This is a genomic window from Pseudomonas sp. S3_B08 (assembly GCF_054667725.1).
Window position 1 is genome coordinate 2,957,425 of sequence record NZ_CP162750.1, and the last position, 25,789, is coordinate 2,983,213.

30 protein-coding genes and 1 pseudogene are annotated in these 25,789 nt (G+C 60.8%); 14 read left to right on the forward strand and 17 right to left on the reverse strand.

Annotation, left to right across the window (positions count from 1 at the left end):
* Positions 1-15 precede the first annotated feature (15 nt).
* Positions 16-771: a spermidine synthase gene (locus AB4N73_RS13350; protein WP_024013768.1), complete on the reverse strand. Its 756-nt coding sequence runs from the start codon at positions 769-771 to the stop codon at positions 16-18.
* Positions 772-922: 151 nt separating this feature from the next.
* On the opposite strand from AB4N73_RS13350, the gene AB4N73_RS13355 reads away from it, so the two are divergent.
* Positions 923-2,269, forward strand: coding sequence for a class II 3-deoxy-7-phosphoheptulonate synthase (locus AB4N73_RS13355; protein WP_095182202.1), 1,347 nt, complete (start codon positions 923-925; stop codon positions 2,267-2,269).
* An 89-nt stretch (positions 2,270-2,358) separates the two neighbouring features.
* Here AB4N73_RS13355 and AB4N73_RS13360 read toward each other — a convergent pair whose 3' ends face one another.
* Positions 2,359-3,585 (reverse strand): winged helix-turn-helix domain-containing protein, encoded by a 1,227-nt coding sequence (locus tag AB4N73_RS13360; protein WP_256809703.1) that lies wholly within the window; start codon positions 3,583-3,585, stop codon positions 2,359-2,361.
* A gap of 64 nt (positions 3,586-3,649) precedes the next feature.
* Positions 3,650-3,871: a DUF1127 domain-containing protein gene (locus AB4N73_RS13365; RefSeq protein ID WP_016770864.1), complete on the reverse strand. Its 222-nt coding sequence runs from the start codon at positions 3,869-3,871 to the stop codon at positions 3,650-3,652.
* Positions 3,872-3,968: 97 nt separating this feature from the next.
* Here AB4N73_RS13365 and AB4N73_RS13370 point away from each other — a divergent pair, with 97 nt between their 5' ends.
* A complete protein-coding gene (locus AB4N73_RS13370) occupies positions 3,969-4,823 on the forward strand; it encodes a LysR substrate-binding domain-containing protein (protein ID WP_174823892.1) in 855 nt (284 codons plus the stop codon).
* Here the strand turns inward: AB4N73_RS13370 and AB4N73_RS13375 are convergent.
* Complete coding sequence (locus AB4N73_RS13375) at positions 4,813-5,559, reverse strand: sulfite exporter TauE/SafE family protein (protein WP_221264894.1); 747 nt, start codon at positions 5,557-5,559, stop codon at positions 4,813-4,815. The genes AB4N73_RS13370 and AB4N73_RS13375 overlap by 11 nt on opposite strands.
* A gap of 111 nt (positions 5,560-5,670) precedes the next feature.
* On the opposite strand from AB4N73_RS13375, the gene AB4N73_RS13380 reads away from it, so the two are divergent.
* The 4 genes from AB4N73_RS13380 to AB4N73_RS13395 all read left to right on the forward strand — a co-directional run bounded on the left by AB4N73_RS13380 (position 5,671) and on the right by AB4N73_RS13395 (position 8,954).
* Positions 5,671-6,627 carry a LysR family transcriptional regulator gene (locus tag AB4N73_RS13380; protein ID WP_150637763.1) on the forward strand — a complete coding sequence of 319 codons (957 nt, stop codon included), beginning with the start codon at positions 5,671-5,673 and terminating at the stop codon, positions 6,625-6,627.
* Positions 6,628-6,702: 75 nt separating this feature from the next.
* The gene (locus AB4N73_RS13385; protein WP_042607887.1) at positions 6,703-7,158 is read left to right on the forward strand and encodes a MarR family winged helix-turn-helix transcriptional regulator; all 456 of its coding nucleotides are present in this window, start codon (positions 6,703-6,705) and stop codon (positions 7,156-7,158) included.
* A 328-nt stretch (positions 7,159-7,486) separates the two neighbouring features.
* The gene (locus AB4N73_RS13390) at positions 7,487-7,906 is read left to right on the forward strand and encodes an organic hydroperoxide resistance protein (protein ID WP_007940002.1); all 420 of its coding nucleotides are present in this window, start codon (positions 7,487-7,489) and stop codon (positions 7,904-7,906) included.
* Between the two features lie 37 nt (positions 7,907-7,943).
* Complete coding sequence (locus AB4N73_RS13395; RefSeq protein ID WP_041478416.1) at positions 7,944-8,954, forward strand: alpha/beta hydrolase; 1,011 nt, start codon at positions 7,944-7,946, stop codon at positions 8,952-8,954.
* Positions 8,955-9,138: 184 nt separating this feature from the next.
* Here the strand turns inward: AB4N73_RS13395 and AB4N73_RS13400 are convergent, their stop codons facing one another.
* On the reverse strand, positions 9,139-9,708 hold the full coding sequence (locus tag AB4N73_RS13400) for an elongation factor P (protein WP_003226785.1): 570 nt from the start codon (positions 9,706-9,708) through the stop codon (positions 9,139-9,141).
* Positions 9,709-9,756: 48 nt separating this feature from the next.
* On the reverse strand, positions 9,757-10,899 hold the full coding sequence (gene earP, locus AB4N73_RS13405; RefSeq protein ID WP_256809704.1) for an elongation factor P maturation arginine rhamnosyltransferase EarP: 1,143 nt from the start codon (positions 10,897-10,899) through the stop codon (positions 9,757-9,759).
* 125 nt (positions 10,900-11,024) lie between these two features.
* Between earP and AB4N73_RS13410 the strand changes: the two genes are divergently transcribed.
* On the forward strand, positions 11,025-11,438 hold the full coding sequence (locus tag AB4N73_RS13410; RefSeq protein WP_041478413.1) for a hypothetical protein: 414 nt from the start codon (positions 11,025-11,027) through the stop codon (positions 11,436-11,438).
* 2 nt (positions 11,439-11,440) lie between these two features.
* Entirely contained in the window at positions 11,441-11,923 is a 483-nt protein-coding gene (locus tag AB4N73_RS13415) for a GreA/GreB family elongation factor (RefSeq protein ID WP_024013776.1), read from the forward strand.
* A 9-nt stretch (positions 11,924-11,932) separates the two neighbouring features.
* Here the strand turns inward: AB4N73_RS13415 and cysB are convergent, their stop codons facing one another.
* The 5 genes from cysB to AB4N73_RS13440 all read right to left on the reverse strand — a co-directional run bounded on the left by cysB (position 11,933) and on the right by AB4N73_RS13440 (position 15,889).
* On the reverse strand, positions 11,933-12,907 hold the full coding sequence (gene cysB / locus AB4N73_RS13420; RefSeq protein WP_016770873.1) for an HTH-type transcriptional regulator CysB: 975 nt from the start codon (positions 12,905-12,907) through the stop codon (positions 11,933-11,935).
* Between the two features lie 113 nt (positions 12,908-13,020).
* Positions 13,021-13,524, reverse strand: a complete 504-nt coding sequence (locus tag AB4N73_RS13425) for a universal stress protein (protein ID WP_016770874.1) — start codon at positions 13,522-13,524, stop codon at positions 13,021-13,023.
* A 97-nt stretch (positions 13,525-13,621) separates the two neighbouring features.
* Positions 13,622-14,527 carry a 5'-nucleotidase gene (locus AB4N73_RS13430; RefSeq protein WP_039759920.1) on the reverse strand — a complete coding sequence of 302 codons (906 nt, stop codon included), beginning with the start codon at positions 14,525-14,527 and terminating at the stop codon, positions 13,622-13,624.
* A gap of 22 nt (positions 14,528-14,549) precedes the next feature.
* Positions 14,550-15,506 (reverse strand): putative 2-dehydropantoate 2-reductase, encoded by a 957-nt coding sequence (locus tag AB4N73_RS13435; protein WP_056788472.1) that lies wholly within the window; start codon positions 15,504-15,506, stop codon positions 14,550-14,552.
* Complete coding sequence (locus AB4N73_RS13440; protein WP_041478405.1) at positions 15,503-15,889, reverse strand: thioredoxin family protein; 387 nt, start codon at positions 15,887-15,889, stop codon at positions 15,503-15,505. The genes AB4N73_RS13435 and AB4N73_RS13440 overlap by 4 nt, the downstream gene beginning before the upstream one ends.
* On the opposite strand from AB4N73_RS13440, the pseudogene AB4N73_RS13445 reads away from it, so the two are divergent.
* Together AB4N73_RS13445 and AB4N73_RS13450 are read left to right on the forward strand one after the other, a co-directional pair.
* Positions 15,888-16,330, forward strand: a pseudogene (locus tag AB4N73_RS13445) (PilZ domain-containing protein). The gene AB4N73_RS13440 and the pseudogene AB4N73_RS13445 overlap by 2 nt on opposite strands.
* Positions 16,331-16,459: 129 nt before the next feature.
* Entirely contained in the window at positions 16,460-17,536 is a 1,077-nt protein-coding gene (locus AB4N73_RS13450; RefSeq protein ID WP_016770878.1) for a 3-deoxy-7-phosphoheptulonate synthase, read from the forward strand.
* A 60-nt stretch (positions 17,537-17,596) separates the two neighbouring features.
* On the opposite strand, the gene AB4N73_RS13455 is transcribed toward AB4N73_RS13450, so the two are convergent.
* Positions 17,597-17,878, reverse strand: coding sequence for a GNAT family N-acetyltransferase (locus AB4N73_RS13455; protein ID WP_016770879.1), 282 nt, complete (start codon positions 17,876-17,878; stop codon positions 17,597-17,599).
* Between the two features lie 639 nt (positions 17,879-18,517).
* Here AB4N73_RS13455 and oprI point away from each other — a divergent pair.
* The gene (gene oprI, locus AB4N73_RS13460) at positions 18,518-18,769 is read left to right on the forward strand and encodes an outer membrane lipoprotei OprI (RefSeq protein ID WP_003183784.1); all 252 of its coding nucleotides are present in this window, start codon (positions 18,518-18,520) and stop codon (positions 18,767-18,769) included.
* A 125-nt stretch (positions 18,770-18,894) separates the two neighbouring features.
* Here oprI and AB4N73_RS13465 read toward each other — a convergent pair whose 3' ends face one another.
* The 3 genes from AB4N73_RS13465 to AB4N73_RS13475 form a co-directional block, all read right to left on the reverse strand.
* Positions 18,895-19,866: a L,D-transpeptidase family protein gene (locus AB4N73_RS13465; RefSeq protein ID WP_024013783.1), complete on the reverse strand. Its 972-nt coding sequence runs from the start codon at positions 19,864-19,866 to the stop codon at positions 18,895-18,897.
* Between the two features lie 194 nt (positions 19,867-20,060).
* Positions 20,061-20,354, reverse strand: a complete 294-nt coding sequence (locus AB4N73_RS13470; protein WP_016770881.1) for a hypothetical protein — start codon at positions 20,352-20,354, stop codon at positions 20,061-20,063.
* A 57-nt stretch (positions 20,355-20,411) separates the two neighbouring features.
* The gene (locus AB4N73_RS13475) at positions 20,412-21,017 is read right to left on the reverse strand and encodes an arylesterase (RefSeq protein ID WP_460062300.1); all 606 of its coding nucleotides are present in this window, start codon (positions 21,015-21,017) and stop codon (positions 20,412-20,414) included.
* A gap of 10 nt (positions 21,018-21,027) precedes the next feature.
* On the opposite strand from AB4N73_RS13475, the gene AB4N73_RS13480 reads away from it, so the two are divergent.
* The 3 genes from AB4N73_RS13480 to greB are packed head-to-tail and all read left to right on the forward strand — an operon-like array spanning position 21,028 to position 24,747.
* Positions 21,028-21,711 (forward strand): ABC transporter ATP-binding protein, encoded by a 684-nt coding sequence (locus AB4N73_RS13480; RefSeq protein ID WP_016770883.1) that lies wholly within the window; start codon positions 21,028-21,030, stop codon positions 21,709-21,711.
* Positions 21,711-24,215 (forward strand): ABC transporter permease, encoded by a 2,505-nt coding sequence (locus tag AB4N73_RS13485; protein WP_460062302.1) that lies wholly within the window; start codon positions 21,711-21,713, stop codon positions 24,213-24,215. Before AB4N73_RS13480 ends, AB4N73_RS13485 begins: the two co-directional genes overlap by 1 nt.
* Positions 24,216-24,249: 34 nt before the next feature.
* Complete coding sequence (gene greB, locus AB4N73_RS13490) at positions 24,250-24,747, forward strand: transcription elongation factor GreB (protein ID WP_071173132.1); 498 nt, start codon at positions 24,250-24,252, stop codon at positions 24,745-24,747.
* Positions 24,748-24,753: 6 nt separating this feature from the next.
* On the opposite strand, the gene AB4N73_RS13495 is transcribed toward greB, so the two are convergent.
* A complete protein-coding gene (locus tag AB4N73_RS13495; RefSeq protein ID WP_423521639.1) occupies positions 24,754-25,062 on the reverse strand; it encodes a class I SAM-dependent methyltransferase in 309 nt (102 codons plus the stop codon).
* Between the two features lie 248 nt (positions 25,063-25,310).
* A complete protein-coding gene (locus tag AB4N73_RS13500) occupies positions 25,311-25,745 on the reverse strand; it encodes a DoxX family protein (protein WP_016770887.1) in 435 nt (144 codons plus the stop codon).
* Positions 25,746-25,789 lie beyond the last annotated feature (44 nt).

Sequence of the window (25,789 nt, forward strand, 5' to 3'; positions counted from 1 at the left end):
GGCGGTACTGCCGGCTCAGGTCGCCGGGCGAATCGCGTTGATCAACGACTGCAACGAGTACCCCAACTGCGGCGCCAGCGCTTCGGCTCGTTGGGTCAGCGCCTGCATGTCCAGCGCCTGATCGAGATCCGCCGGAACGATCAGAATCACGTTGCCCTCCTTCACCGGCAACTCCCAGTAATGCCGGTGATAGAGGCCGCGCAACAATGCCGCGCCCAGTGGTTTGCCATCGTCGGTGGCCCACTGGTTGATCACCAGCCAGCCGCCCGGATTCAGGCGCTTCTGACAATCGCCGAGAAAACTCCAGGCCAGATGCCCGACACCGGGACCGACATCGGTATAGAGGTCGACGAAAATCAGATCCGCCGGCTCGGCAGTCGGCAGCAATTCCAGCGCATCGCCGACGCGGATGTACAAACGCGGATCATCATCCAGGCCAAGATATTCGATGGCCAGGCGCGGCACGTCCGGGCGCAGTTCGATGGCCTCGACGTCTTCGAGCGGCAGAAACTTCAGGCAAGCCTGGGTCAGTGTGCCCGCACCCAAACCGAGAAACAGCGCGCTCTCCGGCTGCTCGTGGCACAGCGCACCGATCAGCATCGCGCGGGTGTAGTCGTACTCCAGCCAGCTCGGGTCGGCTGTGAACACGCAGCTCTGCTCGATCGCATCGCCGAACTCGAGAAAGCGGTAATCGGCCACTTCCAGCACGCGAATCACGCCGAACTCATCCTGTACTTCGGCGAGCAGATGCTCGACGCGCTCCTCAGTCATTTCGTCTCCTGATGGTCACCGGGCGCGGTGACGCGATGGCACCGCTGTGGCGCCGTGGCAAAGCGGCGATTGTCGGCGAAGGGGCGGGAGCAGGTCACGCACTAATTGCTGCTAACATGGCGCTTCCCTGCGTACGAACTTCGAGACCGTGATGAGCCAACCGTGGAGCCCTGACAGCTGGCGCGCCCTGCCGATCCAGCAACAACCGCAATACCCCGACGCCGCGCACCTGCGCCAGGTCGAGCAAACCCTGGCCAGCTATCCGCCGCTGGTGTTCGCCGGCGAAGCGCGCGAGCTGCGCCGCCAGTTCGCCGAAGTTACCCAGGGTCGCGCGTTTCTGTTGCAGGGCGGCGATTGCGCGGAAAGCTTCGCTGAATTCTCCGCAGCGAAGATTCGCGACACCTTTAAAGTGTTGCTGCAGATGGCGATCGTCATGACCTTCGCTGCCGGTTGCCCAGTGGTCAAGGTCGGGCGCATGGCGGGTCAGTTCGCCAAGCCGCGTTCGGCCAACGACGAAACCATCGGCGGCGTGACCCTGCCGGCCTATCGCGGCGACATCGTCAACGGCATCGGCTTCGACGAAAAGAGCCGCGTGCCGGATCCAGAGCGTTTGCTGCAGTCCTATCATCAGTCAACGGCGACTCTGAATCTGTTGCGCGCTTTCGCCCAGGGTGGTTTTGCCGACCTGCACCAAGTGCACAAGTGGAACCTGGATTTCATCGCCAACTCGGCGCTGGCCGAGAAGTACAGCCACCTCGCCGACCGCATCGATGAAACTTTGGCATTCATGCGCGCCTGCGGCATGGACAGCTCGCCGCAACTGCGCGAAACCAGTTTTTTCACTGCCCACGAAGCGCTGCTGCTGAATTACGAAGAAGCCTTCGTACGCCGCGACAGCCTGACCAACGATTACTACGATTGCTCGGCGCACATGCTGTGGATCGGCGACCGCACGCGCCAGCTCGACGGCGCGCACGTCGAGTTCCTGCGCGGGGTGAACAACCCGATCGGCGTCAAGGTCGGACCGAGCATGGACCCCGATGATCTTATCCGCCTGATCGACGTGCTCAACCCGGACAACGATCCGGGGCGTTTGAACCTGATCGCGCGGATGGGTGCGAACAAGGTCGGCGATCATCTACCGGCACTGATCCGCGCGGTCCAGCGCGAAGGCAAGCAAGTGCTGTGGAGCTCCGACCCGATGCACGGTAACACCATCAAGGCCAGCAGCGGCTACAAGACCCGTGACTTCGCGCAGATCCTTGGCGAGGTGAAGCAGTTTTTCCAGGTGCACGAAGCGGAAGGCAGCTATGCCGGCGGCATTCATATCGAGATGACCGGACAGAACGTCACCGAGTGCATCGGCGGCGCGCGGCCGATTACCGAGGATGGCTTGTCCGACCGTTATCACACCCACTGCGATCCACGGATGAATGCTGACCAGTCGCTGGAATTGGCGTTTTTGATTGCCGAGACCCTGAAGCAAGTCCGCCGCTAGACCGAGTAGCCCCAATTCGCGAGCAGGCTCGCTCCCACATTTGCAATGCGTTTCCCTGTGGGAGCGAGCCTGCTCGCGAAAGGGCCGGCTCAGGCAACCTCAATCCGCGCCAATGCCACCCGCAACCGCCCCGCACTCTCGCGCTGACAATTCAACTGCACCCGCGCCAAACCCAACCAACCGGCCATCCGCCGCAAATTCAGCGCCAGCGCCAGCATCCCCTCCTCGTCCAGTCCCGATTCTTCCTCATGCACCGCATGCACTGCCAACTGCCCTGCCGCCCGTTCGGCGCGCAGATCAACCCGCGCGGCGATCCGCTCGTTGTGCAAAAACGGCAGCACGTAATAGCCATACACGCGCTTGGGCTGCGGTGTGTAGATTTCCAGGCGATAGCGGAAATCAAACAGGCGCTCGGTGCGGCTGCGCTCCCAGATCAGCGAGTCGAACGGCGACAGCAGCGCACTGGCAATGACCTTGCGCGGCACTTTGGGCTCCGGCAGGCAATAGGCGATCTGCCGCCAGTCGGCGACTTCGCACATCTGCAATTGCCCCGCCTCAACCAGTTCAGCCAGACGCGGCCGCGCATCCGCAGGGCTCAGGCGAAAGTAATCACGCAGGTCTCTTTCCGTACCAACGCCCAACGCTTGCGCCGCATGCAACAGTAAACTGCGTTGCGCCTCGGCCTCACCCGGTTGGGGCTGCTGCAGAATCGCTGCCGGAATCACCCGCTCGGGCAAATCGTACAAACGCTCGAAACCGCGTCGCCCCGCCACTGTGACCTCACCGGCGGCGAACAACCATTCCAGCGCATGTTTCTCGGCACTCCAGTCCCACCATGGCCCGGCCTTGTCTTCGCGGGTCGACAGACTGCCGGCGCCAAGCGCGCCCCGCTCCTCAACCGCAGTCAGCACGCGGCGGATGGTTTCCTGTTGTTCGCGACCAAACCTCGCCAATTGCTGATAGATGTCTTCGCCACGCTTGGCCCGCTGCATGCGCCAGCGCAGCAACGGAAACATCGACAGCGGCAGCAACGACGCTTCATGGCCCCAGTATTCGAACAGCGTGCGCCGACGGCCCGAACTCCAGGCAGCCTGGTCGAGCAAGTCAGATGGATAGCAACCGAGACGGGAAAACAGCGGCAGGTAGTGCGAGCGCACCACGGCATTGACGGAATCGATTTGCAGCAGGCCCAGCCGTTCGATCAGCCGGTTCAGATGACTGGCATTGACGTTCGGCGGCTGGCGCCCGTTGAACCCTTGGGCAGCCAGCGCCAGACGTCGTGCTTGTTTGAGGGAAAAGGACACTGTCGCGGGCATTTATTCCTCCATGTCTGCTCGCAACCTACCTCACCTGAAAGGGGTTTGTGTAGCGATAGCCTCATCATTTATGCATCGGGTCGTCCCAGAACGGCCGCACGGTTTCATGCTCGACATCGGCGCGGCTGATGCCGATGTCCTTCAGTGCCTCATCGCTCAGACCGGCGAGCATCTCCCGTTCGCGATGCAGCTCATACCAACGGCTGAATTTGTGCAGCAGATCGGACACGATATGGCCGTGGCCGGACAGCTGTTCTTGGCTTGCATACTCTCTTTGACCTTTCATCGTCTTGCCTCCTTTTGTGGATGGCTCAAGTCTCGCGCCGGCGCTAAGATCAATCCAACGAATGTTTCTGATGGCATGCATCACGGAGATTCATCAATTGTCCGCCTACCCCAGTATCGATACCGATGTCCTGCGCACCTTTGTCGCGATTGCCGATCAGGGCGGTTTCACCCGTGCTGGCGAGATGGTCAACCGCACCCAGTCGGCGGTGAGCATGCAGATGAAACGCCTGGAAGAAGACGTGTTGCAGCGCCAGCTGTTCGAGCGTGATGGGCGCCAGGTGCGCTTGACGGCCGAAGGCCAGGTGCTGCTCGGTTATGCACGGCGCATCCTCAAACTGCACAGTGAGGTGTTCAACACCCTGCGCGAGCCGCACATGGTCGGCACCGTGCGCATCGGTACGCCGGATGATTATGTGATGCGTTTTCTGCCGGGAATCCTGTCGCGGTTTGCGCAGTTCTATCCGCTGATCCAGATCGAAGTGCATTGCGAATCGACCAAACAACTGTTGCAGCGCACTGATCTGGACTTGTCGATCGTCACCCGTGAGCCGGGCAACGAGATCGGCCAGTTGCTGCGCAAGGAGCGCTTTGTCTGGGCCGAGGCGCAGAACTTCAGCGCCCACGAACAGACGCCGCTGCCCCTGGCGATGTTCAACAGTGATTGTTTCTGCCGCTTGTGGGCGTGCAATGCGCTGGACGCGATGGGCCGCGATTACCGCATCGCCTACAACAGCAGCAGCCTGTCGGCGCTGATGGCTGTGGTCAGCGCAGGGCTGGCGATCACCGCGCAACTGGAGAGTCTGATCACCCCGGACATGCGCATCCTTGGCGCCGCCGAAGACCTGCCGCTGCTGCCCGAGGCAAGCATCATGCTGATCCGAAACCTGAACAACCCGTCGCCGATCACCGAGTGCCTGGCCGAGCACATCGTCGAGGGCTTCAAACTTTAAACGCGAGCATCACCGCACACAGCACGAGGAAGCCGCAGAACAGCCCGCGCAGAATTTTTTCCGGCATGGCGTGGGCAACTTTCACGCCCCAACTGATGCTGAGCAGACCACCGACCGCCAGAGGCAGACCGATCATCCAGTCGACTTCATGGTGCACGGCGTAGGTCACCAGGGTTACACCAGTGCTCGGCAGGGCCAGCGCCAGCGACAAGCCCTGAGCGACCACTTGGCTGGTGCCGAACAGGCTGGTCAGCACCGGCGTCGCCACCACCGCGCCGCCGACGCCGAACAGACCGCCCATGGTCCCCGAGGCGGCGCCGAGCACGCCCAGCCAAGGCCACGAATAGCGCATCTCGGCAGTCGGCGCTGGGCGCGGGCCGAACATCTTCAACAGGTTGTAGGCCGACAGCGCCACCAGAAAGGCGACAAAGCCGATGCGCATGGTCTGCGCATCGATGCCCACCGCCCAGATCGAGCCGAGCCAGGCAAAGCAGAAACCCATCACCGCCAGCGGCAGCGCATGGCGCAATTCGATGCGATTGCGCTGGTGATAACGCCACAGCGCCAGCATCACGTTCGGTACCACCATCACCAGTGCCGTGCCTTGGGCGATCTGCTGATCAAGCCCAAACCACACGCCAAGCAACGGAATCGCAATCAAGCCACCGCCAATGCCAAAGATCCCGCCCAATGTGCCCAGAGCGGCGCCGAACAGCAGGTACAACAGAAAATCCATCACAACGGTAATCCTCTAACGACAGGCGGCCAATGCTACGCACTCGCGCCTAGCGGGGAAACGCATAGCAACGCACAATGGCTATGCCGATTTTGCACAAGCGTGGTTTCCATGAATCCCAACCAATTGACCGATCAACTCGGCCTGTTTCTCGATGTGCTGGAGAGTGGCAGCTTTTCTGCTGCTTCGCGCCGCCATCCGCTGACACCTTCCGCCGTGGCGCGGCGCATCGACAGCCTGGAAAGTGCCGTCGGCAGTCAGCTGTTCGTGCGCAGCACCCATGCCGTGCTGCCGACTTCGGCCGGCCTGGCCTTTGCCGAGCGGGCGCGCCGGATCATCGCCGAGTTGCAACTGGCGCGTGCCGAAGCGGTGTCGTTGAGCAGTGCACCGGAAGGTCTGATCCGCATCGATGCGCCAGCAGCTTTTGGGCGGCGACATCTGGCGCCGGTAATTGCCGATTTTCTCCTGCTGTACCCTGGACTGGACGTGCAGATGCACCTGATCGACAGCTTCAGCGACATGGCCGGCAGCAGCCTGGGCAAGGTCGATCTGGTGCTGCGCACCGGACAGTTGGCCGACTCGCGCCTGGTCGCCACGCCATTGGCGAGCATGGTCCGCGTCGCCTGCGCCAGCCCTGACTATCTCAAGCAGCGCGGCGTGCCCGAGCGTCCGGCGCAGTTGAGTGAACACGACGGGCTCGACTGGGAAGGCCTCGCGCCGCCCTTTGCCTGGAAATTCGAAGTGGACGGGCAAATGCAACTGCACCGGCCATCGCGGGTACGCCTGAGCGCCAACAATGCCGAAGCCCTGGCGTGTGGCGCGGCGGCGGGTCTGGGCGTCGCACACCTGCCGACCTGGCTGGCCAGCGAATACCTGCTGCGTGGCGAACTGGTGCCACTGTTCTGCGAAAATGGCCTGCCGCCGCCGGAGTCCACCGGCATTTACGCGCTGCGCATGGAACAGCAGGTCCATTCGCGCAGTCGGTTGTTGCTGGAATACCTGAAAACCCGCTTCAGCCCGGTGCCGCCGTGGGATCTGGCGCTGCAACGGCAATTCGCCCGGCACTGAGGCCGGACATATTTATCTGGCGCCTTAAAGATTCGAGCGCTAGATTAAAAAACGATCAACGATCAAGGCTTTGACATGACTTCCGAACGCGACAACTGCGACGACCTTCTGCTCGACAATCAGGCGTGCTTCGCCCTGCACTCGACCTCGCTGATGATGACCAAGGTCTACAAGCCGCTGTTGCAGGCGCTGGGCCTGACCTATCCGCAATATCTGGCGATGATGGTGCTGTGGGAGAAGGACGGTCTGACTGTCGGAGAAATCAGCGCACGCCTGCTGACCGATCCGGGATCGCTGACGCCATTGCTCAAGCGTCTGGAAGCCGAAGGCCTGCTCAGCCGCACCCGCAGTCGCGAAGATGAGCGGGTGGTGATTGTGGAACTGACCGCAGCGGGCCGAGCCTTGCGCGACAAGGCGCAGACCGTGCCGCAGTGCATTCTTGGCGCCAGTGGCTTCACCCTTGAACGTCTGCAGAAATTGCAGGCCGAGCTGCAAGCGCTGCGCGGACATCTGCAAGACAGCCTGAATTAAGCCCCGCTACATTCCCCTGTGGGAGCGAGCCTGCTCGCGAAAGCGTCCGATCAGACAGCGAGTCGTTGAATGGTCCACCGCCTTCGCGAGCAGGCTCGCTCCCACAGTGATTTCAGCGCCAACAAAAATATTTTTCCCGCCTGAATTCCCTCGTCAAGCGCTCTAAATCAGGCCTTACCCGCCCCTTACACGCTATGCCCTTGAGCAGAACGCGATTTTTATTAAAAATTTATCTTGCGCACTAAACATTAGCGCTATACATTCTCTTCACACCTACTTAGCGCGCAAACAATTAGCGCACAAAACCACAACCCATGAGGCTCACACCATGCAAACTCTCTACACCGCAATCGCAACTTCCACTGGCGGCCGTGACGGTCGTGCGATCTCCAGCGACAACGTACTGGACGTCAAACTGGCCACTCCGAAAGAACTTGGCGGTGCTGGCGGTGCGGCGACCAACCCTGAGCAACTGTTTGCTGCCGGTTACTCGGCCTGCTTCATCGGCGCACTGAAATTCGTCGCCAGCCAGACCAAGCGCAAGATTCCCGACGACGCGTCGATCACCGCCCATGTCGGCATCGGCCAGATCCCTGGCGGTTTCGGTCTGGACATCGATTTGCACATCAGCCTGCCAGGTCTGGAACAAGCCGATGCGCAGTCGCTGGTCGACGCCGCTCACCAGGTCTGCCCGTACTCCAACGCCACCCGTGGCAACGTCGATGTCCGTCTGCACGTGACTGTGTAATCACTCAAGCCCCCGGCCCGAACAAGGAAAAATGAACATGAACACTTTCAGCAAAGTCTTGACCGGTACCCTTCTCGCCCTGTCGGTACACAGCGCTTTCGCCGGTGATGTCGAACACAACACCCAGGCATTTCTCGATGCGCTGAACTCAGGCAGCGGCAAGCCGATCGAGCAGCTGTCGCCCAAGGATGCCCGCGCCGTGCTGGTCGGCGCGCAGTCCGGGGTCAAGTTGACGTTGCCCAAAGCCGATGTCAGCGAGAAAACGGTGCAGGTCGATGGTCAACCGCTGAGCCTGACCATCGTCCGGCCGGCCGGGGTCAAGGGTGAGCTGCCGGTGTTCATGTTCTTCCACGGCGGCGGCTGGGTGCTGGGGGACTTCCCGACTCACGAACGTCTGGTGCGCGATCTGGTGGTCGGTTCGGGGGCGGCGGCGGTTTTCGTCAACTACACCCCTTCGCCGGAAGCGCATTACCCGGTGGCGATCAACCAGGCCTACGCTGCGACCAAATGGGTGGCGGAACACGGCAAAGAGATCAACGTCGATGGCAAGCGCCTGGCCGTGGCCGGCAACAGCGTCGGCGGCAACATGGCCGCAGTGGTTGCACTGATGGCCAAGGACAAGGGCACCCCGGCGATCAAATTCCAGGTACTGCTGTGGCCGGTGACCGATGCCAACTTCGACACCGGTTCGTACAACCAGTACGCCGAAGGACACTTCCTCACCCGCAACATGATGAAGTGGTTCTGGGACAACTACACCACCGACGCCAAACAGCGCAACGAGATCTACGCTTCACCGCTGCGCGCTACTACCGCACAGCTCAAAGGCCTGCCACCTGCACTGGTGCAGACTGCCAGCGCCGACGTGTTGCGTGACGAAGGCGAAGCCTATGCGCGCAAACTCGATGAGGCCGGAGTACCGGTAACGTCGGTGCGGTTCAACGGCATGATCCACGATTACGGTTTGCTCAACGTGGTCAGCCAAGTGCCTGCGGTGCGTTCGGCGATGTTGCAGGCGTCTGAAGAACTGAAGCAACACTTGAAGTAACCACAGTCCCATTGTGGGAGCGAGCCTGCTCGCGAAAGCGTCCCGTCAGACAGCGCTTCATTGAATGACACACCGCATTCGCGAGCAGGCTCGCTCCCACATGGGACAGGTGTGAAACTCAAAGCGCAGGCACAAAAAAACCCGACTCAATGGTCGGGTTTTTTCTTTCCGCAAAAAGCAGTGCTTATTTCGCACGGCCTTTGTAGGAACCGCCTTCGCGGGTATCGATCTCGATCATGTCGCCGATTTCGATGAAGTCGGCAACCGACAGCTCGGTACCGTTCTTCAGTTTGGCAGGCTTCATCACCTTGCCGGAAGTGTCACCGCGAGCGGAGCCTTCGGTGTAGTCAACCTGACGCACGATGGTGGTCGGCAGCTCTACGGAAACCAGACGCTCTTCGAAGAACACGGCTTCGCAAACGTCGGTCATGCCTTCTTCAACGAAAGGCAGAACGCTTTCGATGTCTTCGGCGTTCAGCTCGTACATGGTGTAGTCAGTGGTGTCCATGAACGTATAGGTGTCACCGCTGATGAACGACAGGGTGGCTTCTTTACGATCCAGGATCACGTCGTCCAGTTTGTCGTCCGCACCGTAAACGGTTTCGGTCTTGTAACCGGTCAGCAGGTTCTTCAGCTTGGTCTTCATGATCGCGCTGTTACGGCCCGACTTGGTGAATTCAGCTTTCTGAACCAGCCAAGGATCGTTGTCGATACGGATCACGGTACCGGGTTTGAGTTCTTTACCAGTTTTCATTGCGAATATCCGAATTTGGATGGGATTTACAAAAATCTAGGCCGCGTATCATATCCAATTTACATAAAACTGTACCAGCGCCGTGGCAAGATCCGCTTGCAAGGCCTGTTCCAGACACCATGCCTCGGCGTTTTTCTCGAGTTCCGGCCAATGATTTCGCGCCGCCAGCCAGTGCTCACCGATCGGTTGCCCGGCGCTCCACGCTCGCCACAGACCGTTCATCGCCTGCGCCGCAGCGGGCGAAAGGCCGTGAGTGTAGAGCGCGAGGAAAGCGTCGAGCTTGTCCAGATGGATGTCATCGTCCTGCTGATAGATGTGCCAGAGCATCGGCCGCCCCGCCCATTGCGCGCGCACGAATGAGTCTTCACCGCGCACCGCGTTGAAATCGCAGCACCACAGCAGATGGTCGTATTGATCCTGACGGACGAACGGCAGCACTTGCACGGTCAGGGACTCGCGCACATGAATCGCGCCGACCGTCAGGGTTTCCACATTCAGCCAGCGCGCCACATCGCCGAGAATCCGCCCTTCCGGCACCAGCAGGTGAGTCGCCTGTGCGTCGGCCGCCAGCACATCCAGCCAACTGGCCAACCCGGCATTTTCATAAGCAAACAGCGAGATCAGTTGCGCATCGGGCGCGGGATCAATACCCAGGTCTTGCAGGAAATGTCGCTGAGCCGGCCGATCCTGCTGAAACTGCCGACGCTGTTCGAGCAGTCCGCATTCGCGCAGCAGGCCACCGGTGCCCGGCTTGAAGCCCGGAAAGAAGAAGAACTTCTGCACCGATTTGTATTTCACCGACGGCAAGCCATGGCAGCCGGTGACCCAGTCTTCGGCGCTGAGATAATCGAGGTTGAGCCACAGCGGCGGCGTTTCCCGCGCAGCCATGCTGTCCATGTAATCAGTGGGCAACTGACAGGCGAAGGCGGCGATGACTACGTCGGCCGCCTCGGCGTGCGGCCATTCGCTCGGCCACTGACGCACCTCGACGCCCTGCTGCCATTGCTGCACAACATCGACATCGATCTCAGGACAGAGGCGCTCGAACGCGCGTAGATCATCCACCCACAGGCGCACCGGCAAGGCATGTTCGGCCACCAGTTGCCGGGCCAGGCGCCAGGTCACGCCGATGTCACCGAAGTTATCGACCACGGTGCAGAAAATGTCCCAGCGGGGTTTCGCTTCAGGCATGCCGTTCTCCCGTTGGCAAAAGACCTCGATTGTCCGCATAAATGCGCTCGCGCAGAAGAGCCGACGGCGATTAATCTTCGTGCGACAATCGCCACTTGCCCGCAACCATCCGCCAGGAGGCCGCCATGCCCTACCGTCCGAATCCGCGTCGTCCCTTGCCTGTTCAGCTTAGCGCGCTGCATCTGACCGGCAGCATCGCGCTGGGCCTGTGGCTGGGGTTCCTGGCGATTGCGCTGACCTGCTGGCTGCTATCGCGCTTCATCTTTCCCGAGCAATTGGCCCCGGTGGCTCAAGCGGTGCAGCAATTGGCCAATCCGCCAGTTGCAGTCGAGCCACAGCCGGACGTCGCACCGCCGCCAACGCCGCTGTTCCAACAGTACGAAGAAAACCTGCGCAAGAATGAACAGCAGGCCCGACTGGACCAGGCGCGCGCCAATTCGCGCAATGCGTCGAACCCGAAATGCCAGTTCTGGCTGCAGCAGGACCAGACCGCGCCGACGGAAAAGAGCCGCGCCAACGTTTTGCAATTCTGCGATTGATCATGAATAAACACAGCGTCCACCAATTGATTCTCGACAAGCTGCGCATCGACCTCGACATCGCCGAACGCGCCGCGCAAACCGCCTACGAAACCGCGACCCACGAAGAAAACATCGCCGAAAACAAATACGACACGCTGGGGCTGGAGGCGTCGTATCTGGCGGCGGGTCAGGCGAAACGGGTTGAGGAGATTCGTCAGTCACTAGCGCTGTGCCAGAACCTGACGTTGCGTGCCTACGACGAAAATCGCGGCATCGAAGTCGGCGCCCTGCTCGGTCTGGAGGACGAAAAGGGTCGCGAGCAATGGCTGTTTCTGGCGCCGGATGCGGCGGGGCTGAAAGTCGACGTGGTGGGTCAGCCGATCACCGTCATCACCCCACGCTCGCCGCTGGGCAAAAGTCTGCTGGGCAAGTTCGCGGGCGATGAGGTGGAGATTCTGGTGGCGGGCACCCGGCAACAATTTGCTGTCACCGAGGTGCTCTGAAGCGGGTGCTTAGTGAACGGGCAGTTCGACGCCGTCGAACAGTTCTTCCAGCTCTTGCTTGTTGTGGCACTGAATGGCCTTGGCCATGACTTCGCGGGTCAGGTGCGGAGCGAATTTCTCGATGAAGTCGCACATGAAGCCACGCAGGAAGGTGCCACGACGGAAACCGATCTTGGTGATGCTCGACTCGAACAGCTCGCTGGCATCCAGCACCACCAGGTCGTTATCGAGTTTGGTATCGACGGCCATTTTAGCCACGATGCCCACGCCCAGACCCAGACGCACGTAGGTTTTGATCACGTCGGCGTCAGCAGCGGTGAACACCACTTTCGGCGTCAGGCCACGATGGCTGAAGGCTTCGTCGAGCTTGGAACGGCCGGTGAAACCGAACACGTAAGTAACAATCGGATATTCGGCCAGCGCTTCGAGGGTCAGCTTCGGCAGCTTGGTCAGCGGGTGGCCATGGGGTACGACCACGCAGCGGTTCCAGCGGTAGCACGGCATCATCACCAGATCGCCGAACAGCTCCAGCGCTTCAGTGGCAATGGCGAAATCGACGGTGCCGTCAGCGGCCATTTCGGCGATCTGCATCGGCGAGCCCTGATGCATGTGCAGGGCCACGTCCGGGTATTGCTTGATGAAATTGCTGATCACCGGTGGCAGCGCATAACGCGCCTGGGTGTGGGTGGTGGCGATCGACAGGGTGCCCTTTTTCTCGTTGGAGAATTCCTGGGCAATCTGCTTGATGCTTTCGACTTTGCGCAGAATCTCGCCAGCGGTGGTGATGATGCGCTCGCCGGCCGGGGTGACGCGGGTCAGGTGCTTGCCGCTGCGGGCGAAGACTTCAACGCCCAGCTCGTCTTCCAGCAGGCGGATCTGCTTACTGATGCCCGGTTGCGAGGTGTACAGGCTTTGAGCGGTAGCGGAAACGTTGAGGTCGTGGTGCGCCACTTCCCAGATGTAGCGCAGTTGTTGAAGCTTCATATCAATCCCTCAAAGCAGGTAGACGCCACGGGCATCAGCGACGGTATATAACTATATTAATGGTTCGAAGAATAAATCTAGAACTTTTTTATCAAAACGCCATTATTCCTGCTTCAACGATCCTCCCGCCGCCGGCGCTCCATCAGCGGCACCAGATAGACCGGCACCTTGGCCAATTGCAGGACCCGCGCCGCCGTGCGCCCCAACGGCGTTTCCGCGCCGACGCCATGGCTGTGACTGCCGACGATCAGCAGATCGACCGAGAGCTTGTGCACCTGGTCGAGAATCACCTGCGACGGGTCGCCCTGCAGCACGCGCACCGCGCGTATGCGCTGCAGATCCTGTTCGCCGTCGTCCCCCAGTTCTTCACGAAAGCTGTCGAGCACCCGCTGTTCGATATTGGCGATGACTGTTTTCAGACCCTGACTATGGAATTCGTTCAATGCCTGTTCGTCGAGATAGCTTTGCAGCACCGACTCGGCAAACAGGCCCATGGGTTCCACCGCGTGTACTACATACAGATCGGCATTGAAGGTGCGCGCCAAGGCCAGGGCATGCTGCATCACGAACGGTGCGTACAGACCGAGGTCGGTGGCATACAGCATTGAGCGAATCATGGGACCTCCTCGCGAGCCAACGATGGCGGAGATTGATTCAGCTTAGCAGTGCCTTGGCGAGTACGACGTGCGACGCAACGTCCTGAATGAAAAGGCTCTAGATCGACGGTTCGTTGCTGATGCCATGGGGCACGTGGCCGGTGGCGACCACTTCGCGAGCCAGCTCGCAATGACCGGTCTGGTCATCGAAGAACACGTCAGCGGCGAAGGCTTCGAGGAACGCCGATTTGGTCAGGCCACCGAGAAACAGCGACTCATCGAGACGGATATCCCATTCCCGCAAGGTGCGAATCACCCGCTCATGGGCCGGCGCCGAACGCGCGGTCACCAGCGCCGTGCGGATCGGGCAATCGTCATCGGGAAACTCGCGCTGCAACAGATTGAGCGCTGCCAGAAAGCCCTTGAACGGCCCACCACGCAATGGCTCGCGTGCCGATTCGCGTTCCTTGGCCTGAAACGCTTCCAGGCCGCCGGACTGATAAACGCGCTCGGACTCGTCGGAAAAAATCACCGCATCACCGTCAAAGGCGATACGTAATTCATCACTGGCCGCACGGCTCGCGCCACCGGACAGAATCGTTGCCGCAGCGAACCCGGCGTCCAGCGCCGCACGCACGTCTTCGGCGTGGGTCGAGAGAAACAGGTCGCAGCCAAACGCTTTCAGATAAGGGTACGGACTGCGCCCACCGACGAACGCCGCACGAGAAATCGCCAAGCCGTAATGATGAATCGAATTGAACACGCGCAGACCGGTGTCGGCGCTGTTGCGGGAAACCAGAATCACCTCGACCCGCGCGCGGCCGAGGCGGCTGTTCAGGCTCAGGAGTTTTTCCACCAGCGGGAACGCATCGCCCGGCGCGAGGATTTCGTCCTCGTGCTCGATCTGATATTGCCGATAGGCTTCGACGCCGCTCGACAGGTAGACCTTGTGGCTTTCGCTCAGGTCGAACAAGGCGCGCGAGGAAATCGCCAGCACCAGTTTGTCATCGATGTTATTGGCCATGCCTTCCCCCAGAACAACCGACTCAGGTATTGCGTCGGTCGATAAAACCCAAATGGCGATACAGCGCCTCGATGCGCGGCAACTCGCAGCCCGCCGCGTTCGCCGCTGCCAGTGGCCGGGCGTAAATCGCCTCCAGCTCCAGCGGGCGTTTGTGTGCAAAGTCGTGGTACATGCTCGGCCAGTAATCGGGCATTTTCTCGGTCATGGTGAACAGGTACTCGGCATAGCCGGGCGGGATCTCGTATCCACAGGCCCGGGCGCCCTGCACCACTTCCGCCATCAGTGCCTGAATCGACACGCGGCTGTCAGCATCAGCCATCAGCGCTTCGGTTCCCGCGCCGAGCAACACCGAAAGGCCGTTGTAGGGAATATTCCACACCAGTTTCTGCCAGCGCGCCTGATGCAGGTTGGCCATCGCCTGCGAGTCGATGCCGGCGGCACGGAACAGCCCGGCGCCCTCCTCGACGATCGCCATGCGCGCTACTTCATCAATGGCCGAGCCGCTGTGATAACCGACATTCACCGCGCCAAGGGCCTGATGGGTAATCTGCCCCGGACCCTCGCGGTGCACGCAGATCAGGCACAGACCACCGAGCAGATGCAGTGAATCCGGCAACAGTGGCCGCAGGCTGTCTTCGACATCCAGACCGTTCTGCAGCAACAGCACCTTGGCGTCAGGCTTGGCGGCCTGAATGATCGCCGGGGCCAGACCGGCGTTGCTGGTGGTCTTGGTGCCGACCAGCAGCCAGTCACAGGGCGGCATGTCTTCGGCAGCGGAATAGGCATTGGCCGGATGCAGCGTCAACGGCCCGTGCACCGCACTGTTGATCTGCAAACCGCGCTCAGCCACCGCCGAGAATTCGCTGCGCAACAAAAAGTGCACGTCGAAACCGGCACGCGCCAGCATCACCCCGTAGAACCCGCCGATTGCACCGGTGCCGATAATCCCCACCACCGGCTTGCTGACTGTCTCGCTCATGGCAACTCCTCTGCAATTCGACTCAGCGATTGCGCCACCGCCTGGTTGAGTTGATCAACCGTCAGACGTGTGTGCACTGCGCCAAAGAACTCGCCGTCGCGCACCACAAACAGCGCCGGCAAATGAAACACCTGATAACGCTCGACCAGCCCGCCATTGTCGCCGGCGTCAATCCAGCACAGCCGATCGATAGCCAGCGGCAATCCCGGCAACACCTCGCGGGCATAACGACAACTGGCACAGCCGACGCTGGTGAAGATCACCAGAGAAACCCCGCGCATCGCCAGCAGCCGCTGGTCGGCGTCGAAGTCGGTCAGCTCGGATTCGACCACTATACTGGGGGAAACAATGTCAGATGGCCGACACAGGGAGTCTGTGCTCATGGGACGTTTCATTCCTCATCCGGACGAAGTGCCGGTTGAATTGACGTTACTCAAGCCTGAATGCATTTCCAGACAACAGCTGCACACTATCAGCCTCGGCGGCATCGCTTGCAATTACCACCGCGCCTGGCGCCACGGCACTGCACTGCAAGTACGCATGCCGACGCTGAATGCCGACTTCTGTTGCCCGGGCTACGTGGCCTGGTGTCTGCGCCGTAAAAAGGCTATCTGGTGGGCATCGCCTTCACTGACGAACAGACCCTGTTCAGCGCGCGAATGGGTGAGCAGGTGTGTCAGATCGAACGCTATTCGCGCATGCAGGACAGCCACGACGACCTGCAGGATAGTCAGGCGCTGGCCCTGCAATGGGTCGAGGAGCACGCCGAAGAGTTCTCCCACGACAACTTGCGCAAGGCTTTCGCGCAGCCAGCGCTGGACTAAAGCACGGTTTGCCCATTGTCGAGCCGCCTCCGACGCGCTAAGGTTCGGCTCCCCCGACGCGCTAAATCTGCTGTGCTCCGCCGCGCGGGGATCGCTGGCGGCCGGCACCCGTGACCTGACGAGTAAACGATGGCTGATTTACCGATCAACGACCTAAACGTCGCCTCTAACGAGACCCTGATCACTCCCGATCAGCTCAAGCGTGATATCCCCCTGAGCGACGCCGCCCTGCGCACCGTCACCAAGGGCCGCGAAGTCATTCGCAACATTCTCGATGGCACCGACCACCGTCTGTTCGTCGTGATCGGCCCGTGCTCGATTCACGACATCAAGGCTGCCCACGAATACGCCGATCGCCTCAAGGTACTCGCCGAGGAAGTCTCCGACACGCTGTATCTGGTCATGCGTGTGTATTTCGAGAAGCCGCGTACCACTGTCGGCTGGAAAGGTCTGATCAACGATCCGTATCTGGACGACTCGTTCAAGATCCAGGACGGTCTGCACATCGGTCGTCAGTTGCTGCTCGACCTGGCCGAGAAAGGCCTGCCGACCGCGACCGAAGCCCTCGACCCGATCTCCCCGCAGTATCTGCAGGATCTGATCAGCTGGTCGGCCATCGGCGCGCGTACCACCGAATCGCAGACTCACCGCGAAATGGCTTCCGGCCTGTCCTCGGCGGTCGGCTTCAAGAACGGCACCGACGGCGGCCTGACCGTGGCGATCAACGCCTTGCAGTCGGTGTCCAGCCCGCACCGTTTCCTCGGCATCAACCAGGAAGGTGGCGTGTCGATCGTCACCACCAAAGGCAACGCCTACGGTCACGTGGTGCTGCGCGGCGGTAATGGCAAGCCGAACTATGATTCGGTCAGCGTTGCGCTCTGCGAGCAGGCGCTGAACAAGGCGAAGATCAAGCCGAACATCATGGTCGACTGTAGCCACGCCAACTCCAACAAGGACCCGGCGCTGCAACCGCTGGTAATGGAAAACGTCGCCAACCAGATTCTTGAAGGCAACCAGTCGATCATCGGCCTGATGGTTGAAAGCCACCTGAACTGGGGCTGCCAGGCGATTCCAAAGGATCTCGCCGACCTGCAATACGGCGTGTCGATCACCGATGCCTGCATCGATTGGTCCGCCACCGAAAACACCTTGCGCAGCATGCACGCCAAGCTCAAGGACGTATTGCCGAAGCGTCAGCGCACGTAAGCTGCGTTTTGCGGGCATAAAAAAACGCCGGGCATTGCCCGGCGTTTTCGTGTGTGCGGTTCAGATCTTCGCGGCGCGACGCTGATGGCGTTCCATGTAGCGCTCGACGTAGGAGCAAGACGGGATCACCGTGTAGCCCATTTCTTCGGCGTATTGCAGCGCGCGTTCAGTCAGCGCTGCGGCAATGCCACGGCCACGCAGGGCGTTGGGCACGAAGGTGCGATAGATATCCAGGGTCTGCTTGCCCAGATCCATGTAGGTCAGGTAAGCACGATGACCGTCCACAGTGGTCTCGAATTGATGACCAGCCTGGTCATGGTGGATGGACAACGCCTCGCTCATCACTACTCCTCGCGGGTCTTGAATTGTGACCCCTACCTTACCGATGTTTTTCCGGCGAAGGAACATCTACGCCACCCCGTGCCTGATGGACACTGAGAAGAGCCACACCGATCTCGCGCAATCTGACACCTGCTGAATAGTAGGCACCATTGGCGAAAATGCTCAAGGTACGCTCGTCATCGGATGGTTTGCGTGCATTGGCATCGATGGTCGCAGGTTCGGCCGCAAGACAATCTTCGCGTGCCGTTTGCCTGAACATTGCCGGAATGTTGAGACTTAAGACGTGCGACCTTTTTTAAAGTCACCTGTACATCAACAAAGATACGCGAAGCGCTTCGCAGAACCTGAACAAAAGTGTGGACGAATTCATTTAGAAAGACTTTAGCCGAAGTCGCAAAAACAGCGCGCGAGCGCGGGAACTTTTCCCGTTTGAGTCGCTCACGCCGGGGCTTGCAGCTGGATATTTTTTATACAGCGCAGTTAAAAGTTGCTCGAAAAAGAATCAACGCCTACAATTTTTTTTGCTTCTTGCGCTACGTCAGTTTACTTACTACAAGTAATGGGTAGTATGTACGCCGGCTATTTCCTCAATCGTGAGGAGACAGCCACTTAATTTGAAAGTCCTTGAAGGGGAACACGATGAACAACGTTCTGAAATTCTCTGCTCTGGCTCTGGCCGCAGTTCTGGCTACCGGTTGCAGCAGCGCATCGAAAGAAACCGAAGCACGTCTGACCGCTACTGAAGACGCAGCTGCTCGCTCCCAGGCTCGTGCAGACGAAGCTTACCGTAAAGCTGATGAAGCTCTGGCTGCTGCTCAAAAAGCACAACAGACTGCTGACGAAGCTAACGAGCGTGCTCTGCGCATGCTGGAAAAAGCTAGCCGCAAGTAATAATCCCTCGGGATTGTTATCGAGCCGATCCGGTTTTCCGGGTCGGCTTTTTTGTGCCCGGTGCTTTTCTCCGGGCAATAAAAAACCCGCCGACGCTGCTCGCATCGGCGGGTTTCAATCAGCGCTTATTGCTGCAGGTCGATCGGTGCACTGCTCACCATTGGCGCCGAGGTATTCGGCACGGCGATTTCTACCGGCAGGCCGTCTTCGGCGGCGACCACATCACGCACCACATCCCAGTTCATGCGCAGGTTGCTGGTGATGTCTTCACGCTTGAGCATCGCGTTGATTACCGCCGTGTGCTTGTCGACCACCGACGGGTTGCCCTTGTCGTCGAGCGGCGTGTGCGCTTCCAGATAGACCTTGCCGCCACTGCGACCGAACTTGTACGGGTCGTTGATGATGCGCACCGAGGTGCCGACCGGGACCATGCCGGCCATCTCCAGCACGTTGTTGTTGAACATGCGGAAGCAGCCGTGGCTGGTACGCATGCCGATGCCGAACTTCTTGTTCGAACCATGGATCAGGTAGCCCGGCGTGCCGAGGGTGAACTTGAACGGACCCAGCGGGTTATCAGGACCGGCCGGCACCACATTGGGCAGCGGATCACCGTCAGCGGCGTGTTCGGCCTTGATCGAAGCCGGAGGCGTCCACGTCGGGTTCGGTGTCTTGGCGATGATCGAGGTGTGCGCGATCGGCGAGCCCCAGCCTTCACGGCCGATACCCAGCGGGAAGGTGTACACCACGTCGCGGCCTTTCGGATAGTAATAGAGACGGTATTCGGCGAGGTTGATGACGATGCCTTCACGCGGGCCAGGCGGCAGGATGAAGCGCGTCGGCAGGACGATCTCGGTACCGGCGCCCGGCAGCCAGGCATCGATGCCCGGGTTGGCCGCAACCATTTCCGAATAACCCAGATCGTAGGTGGTGCCCAGGTCGGCGAAGGTGTCTTCGTACTTGGCTTTGATCACCTGCACCTGGCCGACGATGTCTTCGCCGGGTGGTGGCAGGGGAAGCTCCAATGCAGCAACGGGGCCGGCCACACACAGGGCGGCAAGTGACAGGCAGCGGGTGACGGCAGGAAAGCGCGGCAACATCCGGAAAATCCTTCGCATGATCATCAAGGGTATAAGGACGCGATTGTACACCGCGGCTTGGGGATTCGGGAGACACGCCGATAGACCGTGTCGCGCCCTGAAAGATCGCAGCCTCGTTGCACTCGTCAGCTCCTACATTTGCAACGCATCCCTGTAGGAGCTGACGAGTGCAACGAGGCTGCGATCTTTTGATCTTAAAGTTCGAATCGAAGCTCGGGCCAGATCGGCGACGTACCGCGCTTCTGCGATTCAAGAATCGCCCGGCACAGCGAGCACAGACGCTGATCCTGGAACACCCGGCGATCAACATTCGACCAGCGCGGTTGCGCTGGCAGCAGCGTGCCGCACAGCGTGCGATCGGCAGAGCCACCGAGTTCCAGCTGACGCGTCACCAGATGCACCCGCACTTCCTGGCAGGCGAACAGATCCAGCTGCTCGTCAGGCTCGATCAGTTGGTAGGCAAACAGGGACCAGGCAGGACGCGGCATCGGGGGCTCCAAATTAGGGGGCGCCACATTAGCCGAAAGCCTGCCTCTAGAAAAGCCTCATAACAGCGGTTTTAGCGTCGGCCAGACATTTTCCAGCAACTTGCCCTGAGCCCCGGCCGCCGGGTGCAGACCGTCGGCCTGCATCAACTCCGGATGCCCACCGACACCTTCGAGAAAAAACGGCACCAACGGGATGTTTTTCTCTTCGCCGAGCTTGCCGTAAACCTCGGCGAACGAATCGGTGTAGCGCTTGCCATAATTGGGTGGCAACTGCATGCCGAGCAGCAGCACTTTCGCGCCGCTCTGCCGCGAGCTGTCGATCATCGAGGCAAGATTTTGTTGCAATTGCGTTGGCGGCATCCCGCGCAGGCCGTCGTTGCCACCCAACTCGAGGATTACCAGCTCAGGCTTATGCTCTGCAAGCAGCGCCGGCAGCCGCGCCAGGCCTCCGGCACTGGTGTCGCCACTGATCGAGGCGTTGACCACTTTATCGTCGAAACCCTCTTGTTTGAGGCGCTGCTCGAGCAGCGACACCCACCCCAGACGGGTATCCAGGCCGAAACCGGCGCTGATACTATCGCCAACGATCAGGACAGTACCCGCCGCTGCGTTCTGGGCCATGCACATCAAGGCCAGGCCAGCACTCAAAAACCATACACGCATCGGATTCTCCATGGGCGCAAGCATTCTCACCGCGAAGAACCTCAGCAAAGTGGTCCCTAGCGCGGAAGGTGAACTGACTATCCTGCACGAACTCAGCCTGGAACTGAACAAGGGCGACAGCCTGGCCATCGTCGGCGCGTCCGGTTCCGGCAAATCCACCCTCCTCGGCCTGCTCGCCGGACTCGACCTGCCGAGCAGCGGCGAAGTCACTCTCGCCGGCCAGGGCCTGAGCAATCTCGACGAAGACCAGCGCGCGCGAATCCGCGCCGAGCACGTCGGGTTTGTCTTCCAGTCGTTCCAGTTGCTCGACAGCCTCAATGCGCTGGAGAACGTCATGTTGCCGCTTGAACTCGATGGCCGCAAAGATGCCCGCGAGCGCGCCACGCAATTGCTTCAGCGCGTCGGCCTCGGTCAGCGCCTGACCCACTCGCCGCGCCAGCTCTCCGGTGGTGAACAGCAACGCGTGGCCATCGCCCGCGCCTTCGCTGCCGAACCGGACGTGCTGTTCGCCGACGAGCCGACCGGCAACCTCGACAGCCACACCGGCGAGCGCATCAGCGACTTGCTGTTCGAATTGAACAAGGAACGCGGCACCACCCTGGTGCTGGTGACCCACGACGAACGCCTGGCCCATCGCTGCCGGCGCCTGATCCGTCTTGAAGCCGGGCTGCTGGTCGCCCCTCTGGAGCCTTGATGGCACGTCTGCCGCTGTTGCGTCTGTTCAGCCTTGCCCTGCGCCAGCTCATGCGCGATGCCCGCGCCGGTGAGCTGCGCGTGTTGTTCTTTGCGCTGGTGGTGGCCGTCGCGGCAAGCACCGCGATCGGCTATTTCGGCGCCCGACTCAATGGCGCAATGATGCTGCGCGCTACCGAGTTTCTCGGTGCCGATCTGGTCCTTGAAGGCAGCTCGCCGGCCCGCGATGAGCAAATCCGCAGCGGCACCGAACTGCGCCTGAATCATGCGCAAGTGGTGGAGTTCTCCAGCGTCATCGCCACCGACAATGGCATTCAGTTATCCAGCATCAAAGCCGTCGACCGCGCGTATCCTCTGCGCGGCGAGCTGAAAAGCGCGCCCGCGCCATTTGCCAATGAAGAAGTCGGCGGCGAACCGCAACCCGGTGAAGCCTGGGTCGAGGCACGTCTGTTGACCGCGCTGGATCTGAAGATCGGCGACAGCATCGACGTCGGCATGAAGACGCTCAAGCTGACCCGCGTGCTGACCTACGAGCCGGATCGCGCCGGCAACTTCTACAGCCTGACGCCACGGGTGTTGATCAATCTTGAGGACCTCGCCGCCACCGGCGTGGTGCAACCGGGCAGCCGGGTGAGTTATCGCGAACTGTGGCGCGGCGAACCGCAGGCGCTGGAAACTTATCGCGAGCTGATCAAACCGGGCCTCGCTGCAAACCAGCGAATCCAGGATGCCCGTGACGGTAACCGGCAGATTGGCGGTGCGCTGGGCAAGGCCGAGCGCTATCTGAACATGGCCAGTCTGGTCGCGGTGTTGTTGGCTGGCGTGGCCGTGGCGCTGTCGGCCAATCGTTTCGCCAGTCGCCGTTTCGACGCCAGTGCCTTGCTGCGCTGCCTCGGCTTGTCACGCCGGGAAACCATGGTGCTGTTCAGCCTGCAACTGACCGTGCTCGGCCTGATTGCCGCCATAAGCGGCGCCCTGCTCGGCTGGCTGGCGCAACTGGGTCTGTTCGCGTTGCTGCATGATTTGCTGCCAAGTGACGTACCGCCGGGCGGCCTGTTTCCGGCGATGGCCGGGATTGGCACCGGGCTGGTGGCGCTGGCCGGTTTTGCCTTGCCGCCTTTGGCTGCACTGGGTCGCGTGCCGCCGCTGCGGGTGTTGCGCCGCGACATGCTGCCGATCCCCTCGAGCACATGGATAGTGTACGGCGCGGCGTTGGGTGCGCTGGGCCTGATCATGTGGCGTCTGAGTCTGGATCTGCTGCTGACCTTCGCCCTGCTTGGCGGTGGCGTAGTCGCCGCGCTGGTGCTGGGCGGCCTGCTGTTGTTGCTGCTGCAAAGCCTGCGCCGCATGCTGGCCCGCGCCTCGTTGCCTTGGCGTCTGGGCCTTGGCCAGTTGTTGCGGCATCCATTGGCGGCGGCCGGGCAGTCGCTGGCGTTCGGTCTGATCCTGTTGTCGATGGCGCTGATCGCACTGCTGCGCGGCGAACTGCTCGACACCTGGCAGAACCAGCTACCGAAAAACGCGCCGAACTATTTCGCGCTGAATATCCTCCCGGCGGACAAACAGGCTTTCGCCGATCACCTGATCAAGGTGTCCGCGCAAGCGGCGCCGTTGTATCCGGTGGTACCGGGTCGGTTGATCAGCATCAATGGCGAAGCGGTACAACAGATCGTCAGCAAGGACTCGGCCGGTGACCGCGCCATTCAGCGTGACCTGAGCCTGACCTGGGCGGCGGATCTGCCGGCCGGCAACAAGCTCACCGCCGGCTCGTGGTGGAGCGGCCAGCCGTCCGATGATGTGCCGGGGGTCTCGGTGGAAGGCAAGGTTGCCGAAAGCCTGAAACTCAAACTCGGCGATCACATGGTATTCAGTGTTGGCGGGGTCAATCGCGAAGCGAAAGTCACCAGCCTGCGCGAGATCAATTGGGACAACTTCCAGCCGAACTTCTTCATGATCTTCCAGCCTGGCACCCTGAAGGATCTGCCGGCGACCTATCTGACCAGTTTCTATCTGGCTCCGGGGCATGATCAGCAGATCGTCGAGTTGTCGCGGACCTTCCCGGCGGTGACCATCCTGCAGGTCGAGGCCTTGCTCGAACAGCTACGCAGCATCCTCGCCCAGGTCACCCTGGCGGTGGAATATGTGTTGTTGTTTGTTCTGGCTGCGGGGATGGCGGTGCTGTTCTCCGGCCTGCAAGCGACGCTGGATGAACGCATCCGCCAGGGTGCGCTGTTGCGCGCGCTGGGCGCCGAGCGGCAGTTGCTGATCAAGGCGCGGCGTATCGAGTTCGGTTTGTTGGGTGCGGTCAGCGGTCTGCTCGCGGCGATCGGTTCGGAGGTGGTCAGTCTGGTGCTGTACCGCTTCGCCTTCGATCTGCCATGGCATCCGCATCCATGGCTGCTGGTGCTGCCGCTGATTGGCGCCGCGCTGATTGGTGGCGCCGGTGTGTTCGGCACGCGTCGCGCTCTGAATGCGAGCCCGCTGACAGTGTTGCGCGAGGGTTGATAGACTCAAACGGTCTTAATCACAAGAAGTCGCCATGAGCCGTTATCGCCCTCCCCGCACCGCTGGCACCGCGCTGATCACCCCCGAGGGTGAAGCGCGGATGCGCGCCGAATTCCATGAGTTGTGGCATGTGCGTCGCCCGCAGGTCACCCAGGCGGTGAGTGAAGCGGCGGCGCAGGGTGATCGTTCGGAAAACGCCGAATACACCTACGGCAAGAAGATGCTGCGCGAAATCGACAGTCGCGTGCGTTTTCTCACCAAACGCCTGGAAGCGCTCAAGGTAGTCAGCGAAAAACCCAGCGACCCGAACAAAGTCTATTTCGGCGCTTGGGTAACCATCGAAGACGAGGACGGCAAGCAGTCGCGCTACCGCATTGTCGGCCCCGATGAACTGGACCTCAAACAGGGTTTGATCAGCATCGACTCGCCGCTCGCCCGCGCGCTGATCGGCAAGGCACTCGACGCAGAAGTGCGGGTGCAGACGCCGACCGGCGAGCAGTTCGTTTACATCGTTGCGATTGAATACCCGTAAGACTGATCAGAGCCGAGTGATCAGGCCCTGCCGCGCTACGCGGGTCAGTTGCTTGATCATGTCCGGCGCATCTTCTGCGCTCGGCGCCTGAATCACCGCCAGATCGAAGCTGTCCGTAGCAAAACGCGCCAGCGACTCGCCGTCATCGACAAACTGGATCAGGAACGCGGCAGGACCGCCGCTGCGACGTGGCCAGCCATCGAGATAACGCAACAGCGTCGGCTGGTGTTTGCCGCCAAGAAGGATTTTCGGGTTGCGCTGGGTGACATGTGCCGTGATCGGCGCGGGACGTGCTGGAGGGCGTAGTGCGTTCATCGTGTCGTGTCTCTGCCTCAAAAGTCTGCATGGCAGGTGAGAGGCAACACCGAACCAGCGCTTTAGCGGTATTTCGAAGCCCTGTTCCGGCTTCTGACGGTAACTGTAGAAGTCACCTGGCGCCCCGCAAGTAGCTGTTTAAATCGGCGCATGGGCAACATCCTAGAGAACGTGACCGATCAGTGTCAAGAATCGCCAGCAACAAAAAAGGCCCGCGCAATGCGGGCCTTTGCCTTGAGCCAGAGCCTTCAACCGGCGATGGCGCGATCCGCCGAGAGCTTGCCGGCGCCTTCAATCAGGACCGCAATGCTGCCGGCCAACAAAGCCAGGGCGAACTCGTAACCGTTGTTGGCCATGAACAGACCGTTACCGATGTGCACCGAGAAGATCGCCACCAGCGAGAGGAACGCCAGACCGAGTGCCGCCGGGCGTGCCAGCAGGCCGATGATCAGCGCCAGACCCGCAAAGAACTCGGTACCGCCGGCCAGCGAGGCCATCAGATAGCCGGGGGTCAGGCCGATGCTTTCCATCCATTGCGCAGTGCCGGCCAGGCCGTAACCACCGAACAGACCAAAGAGTTTCTGCGAACCGTGGGCGGCGAAGATCACGCCGACAGCAATGCGCAGGACAGTCAGGCCGTAACCGGCGCGGGTGAACAGAACCTTGTTGATCAGAGAGCTCATGGTGCATTCCTTGTTGTGCAGAAGTGTTTGTGTGTTTGGGTTGG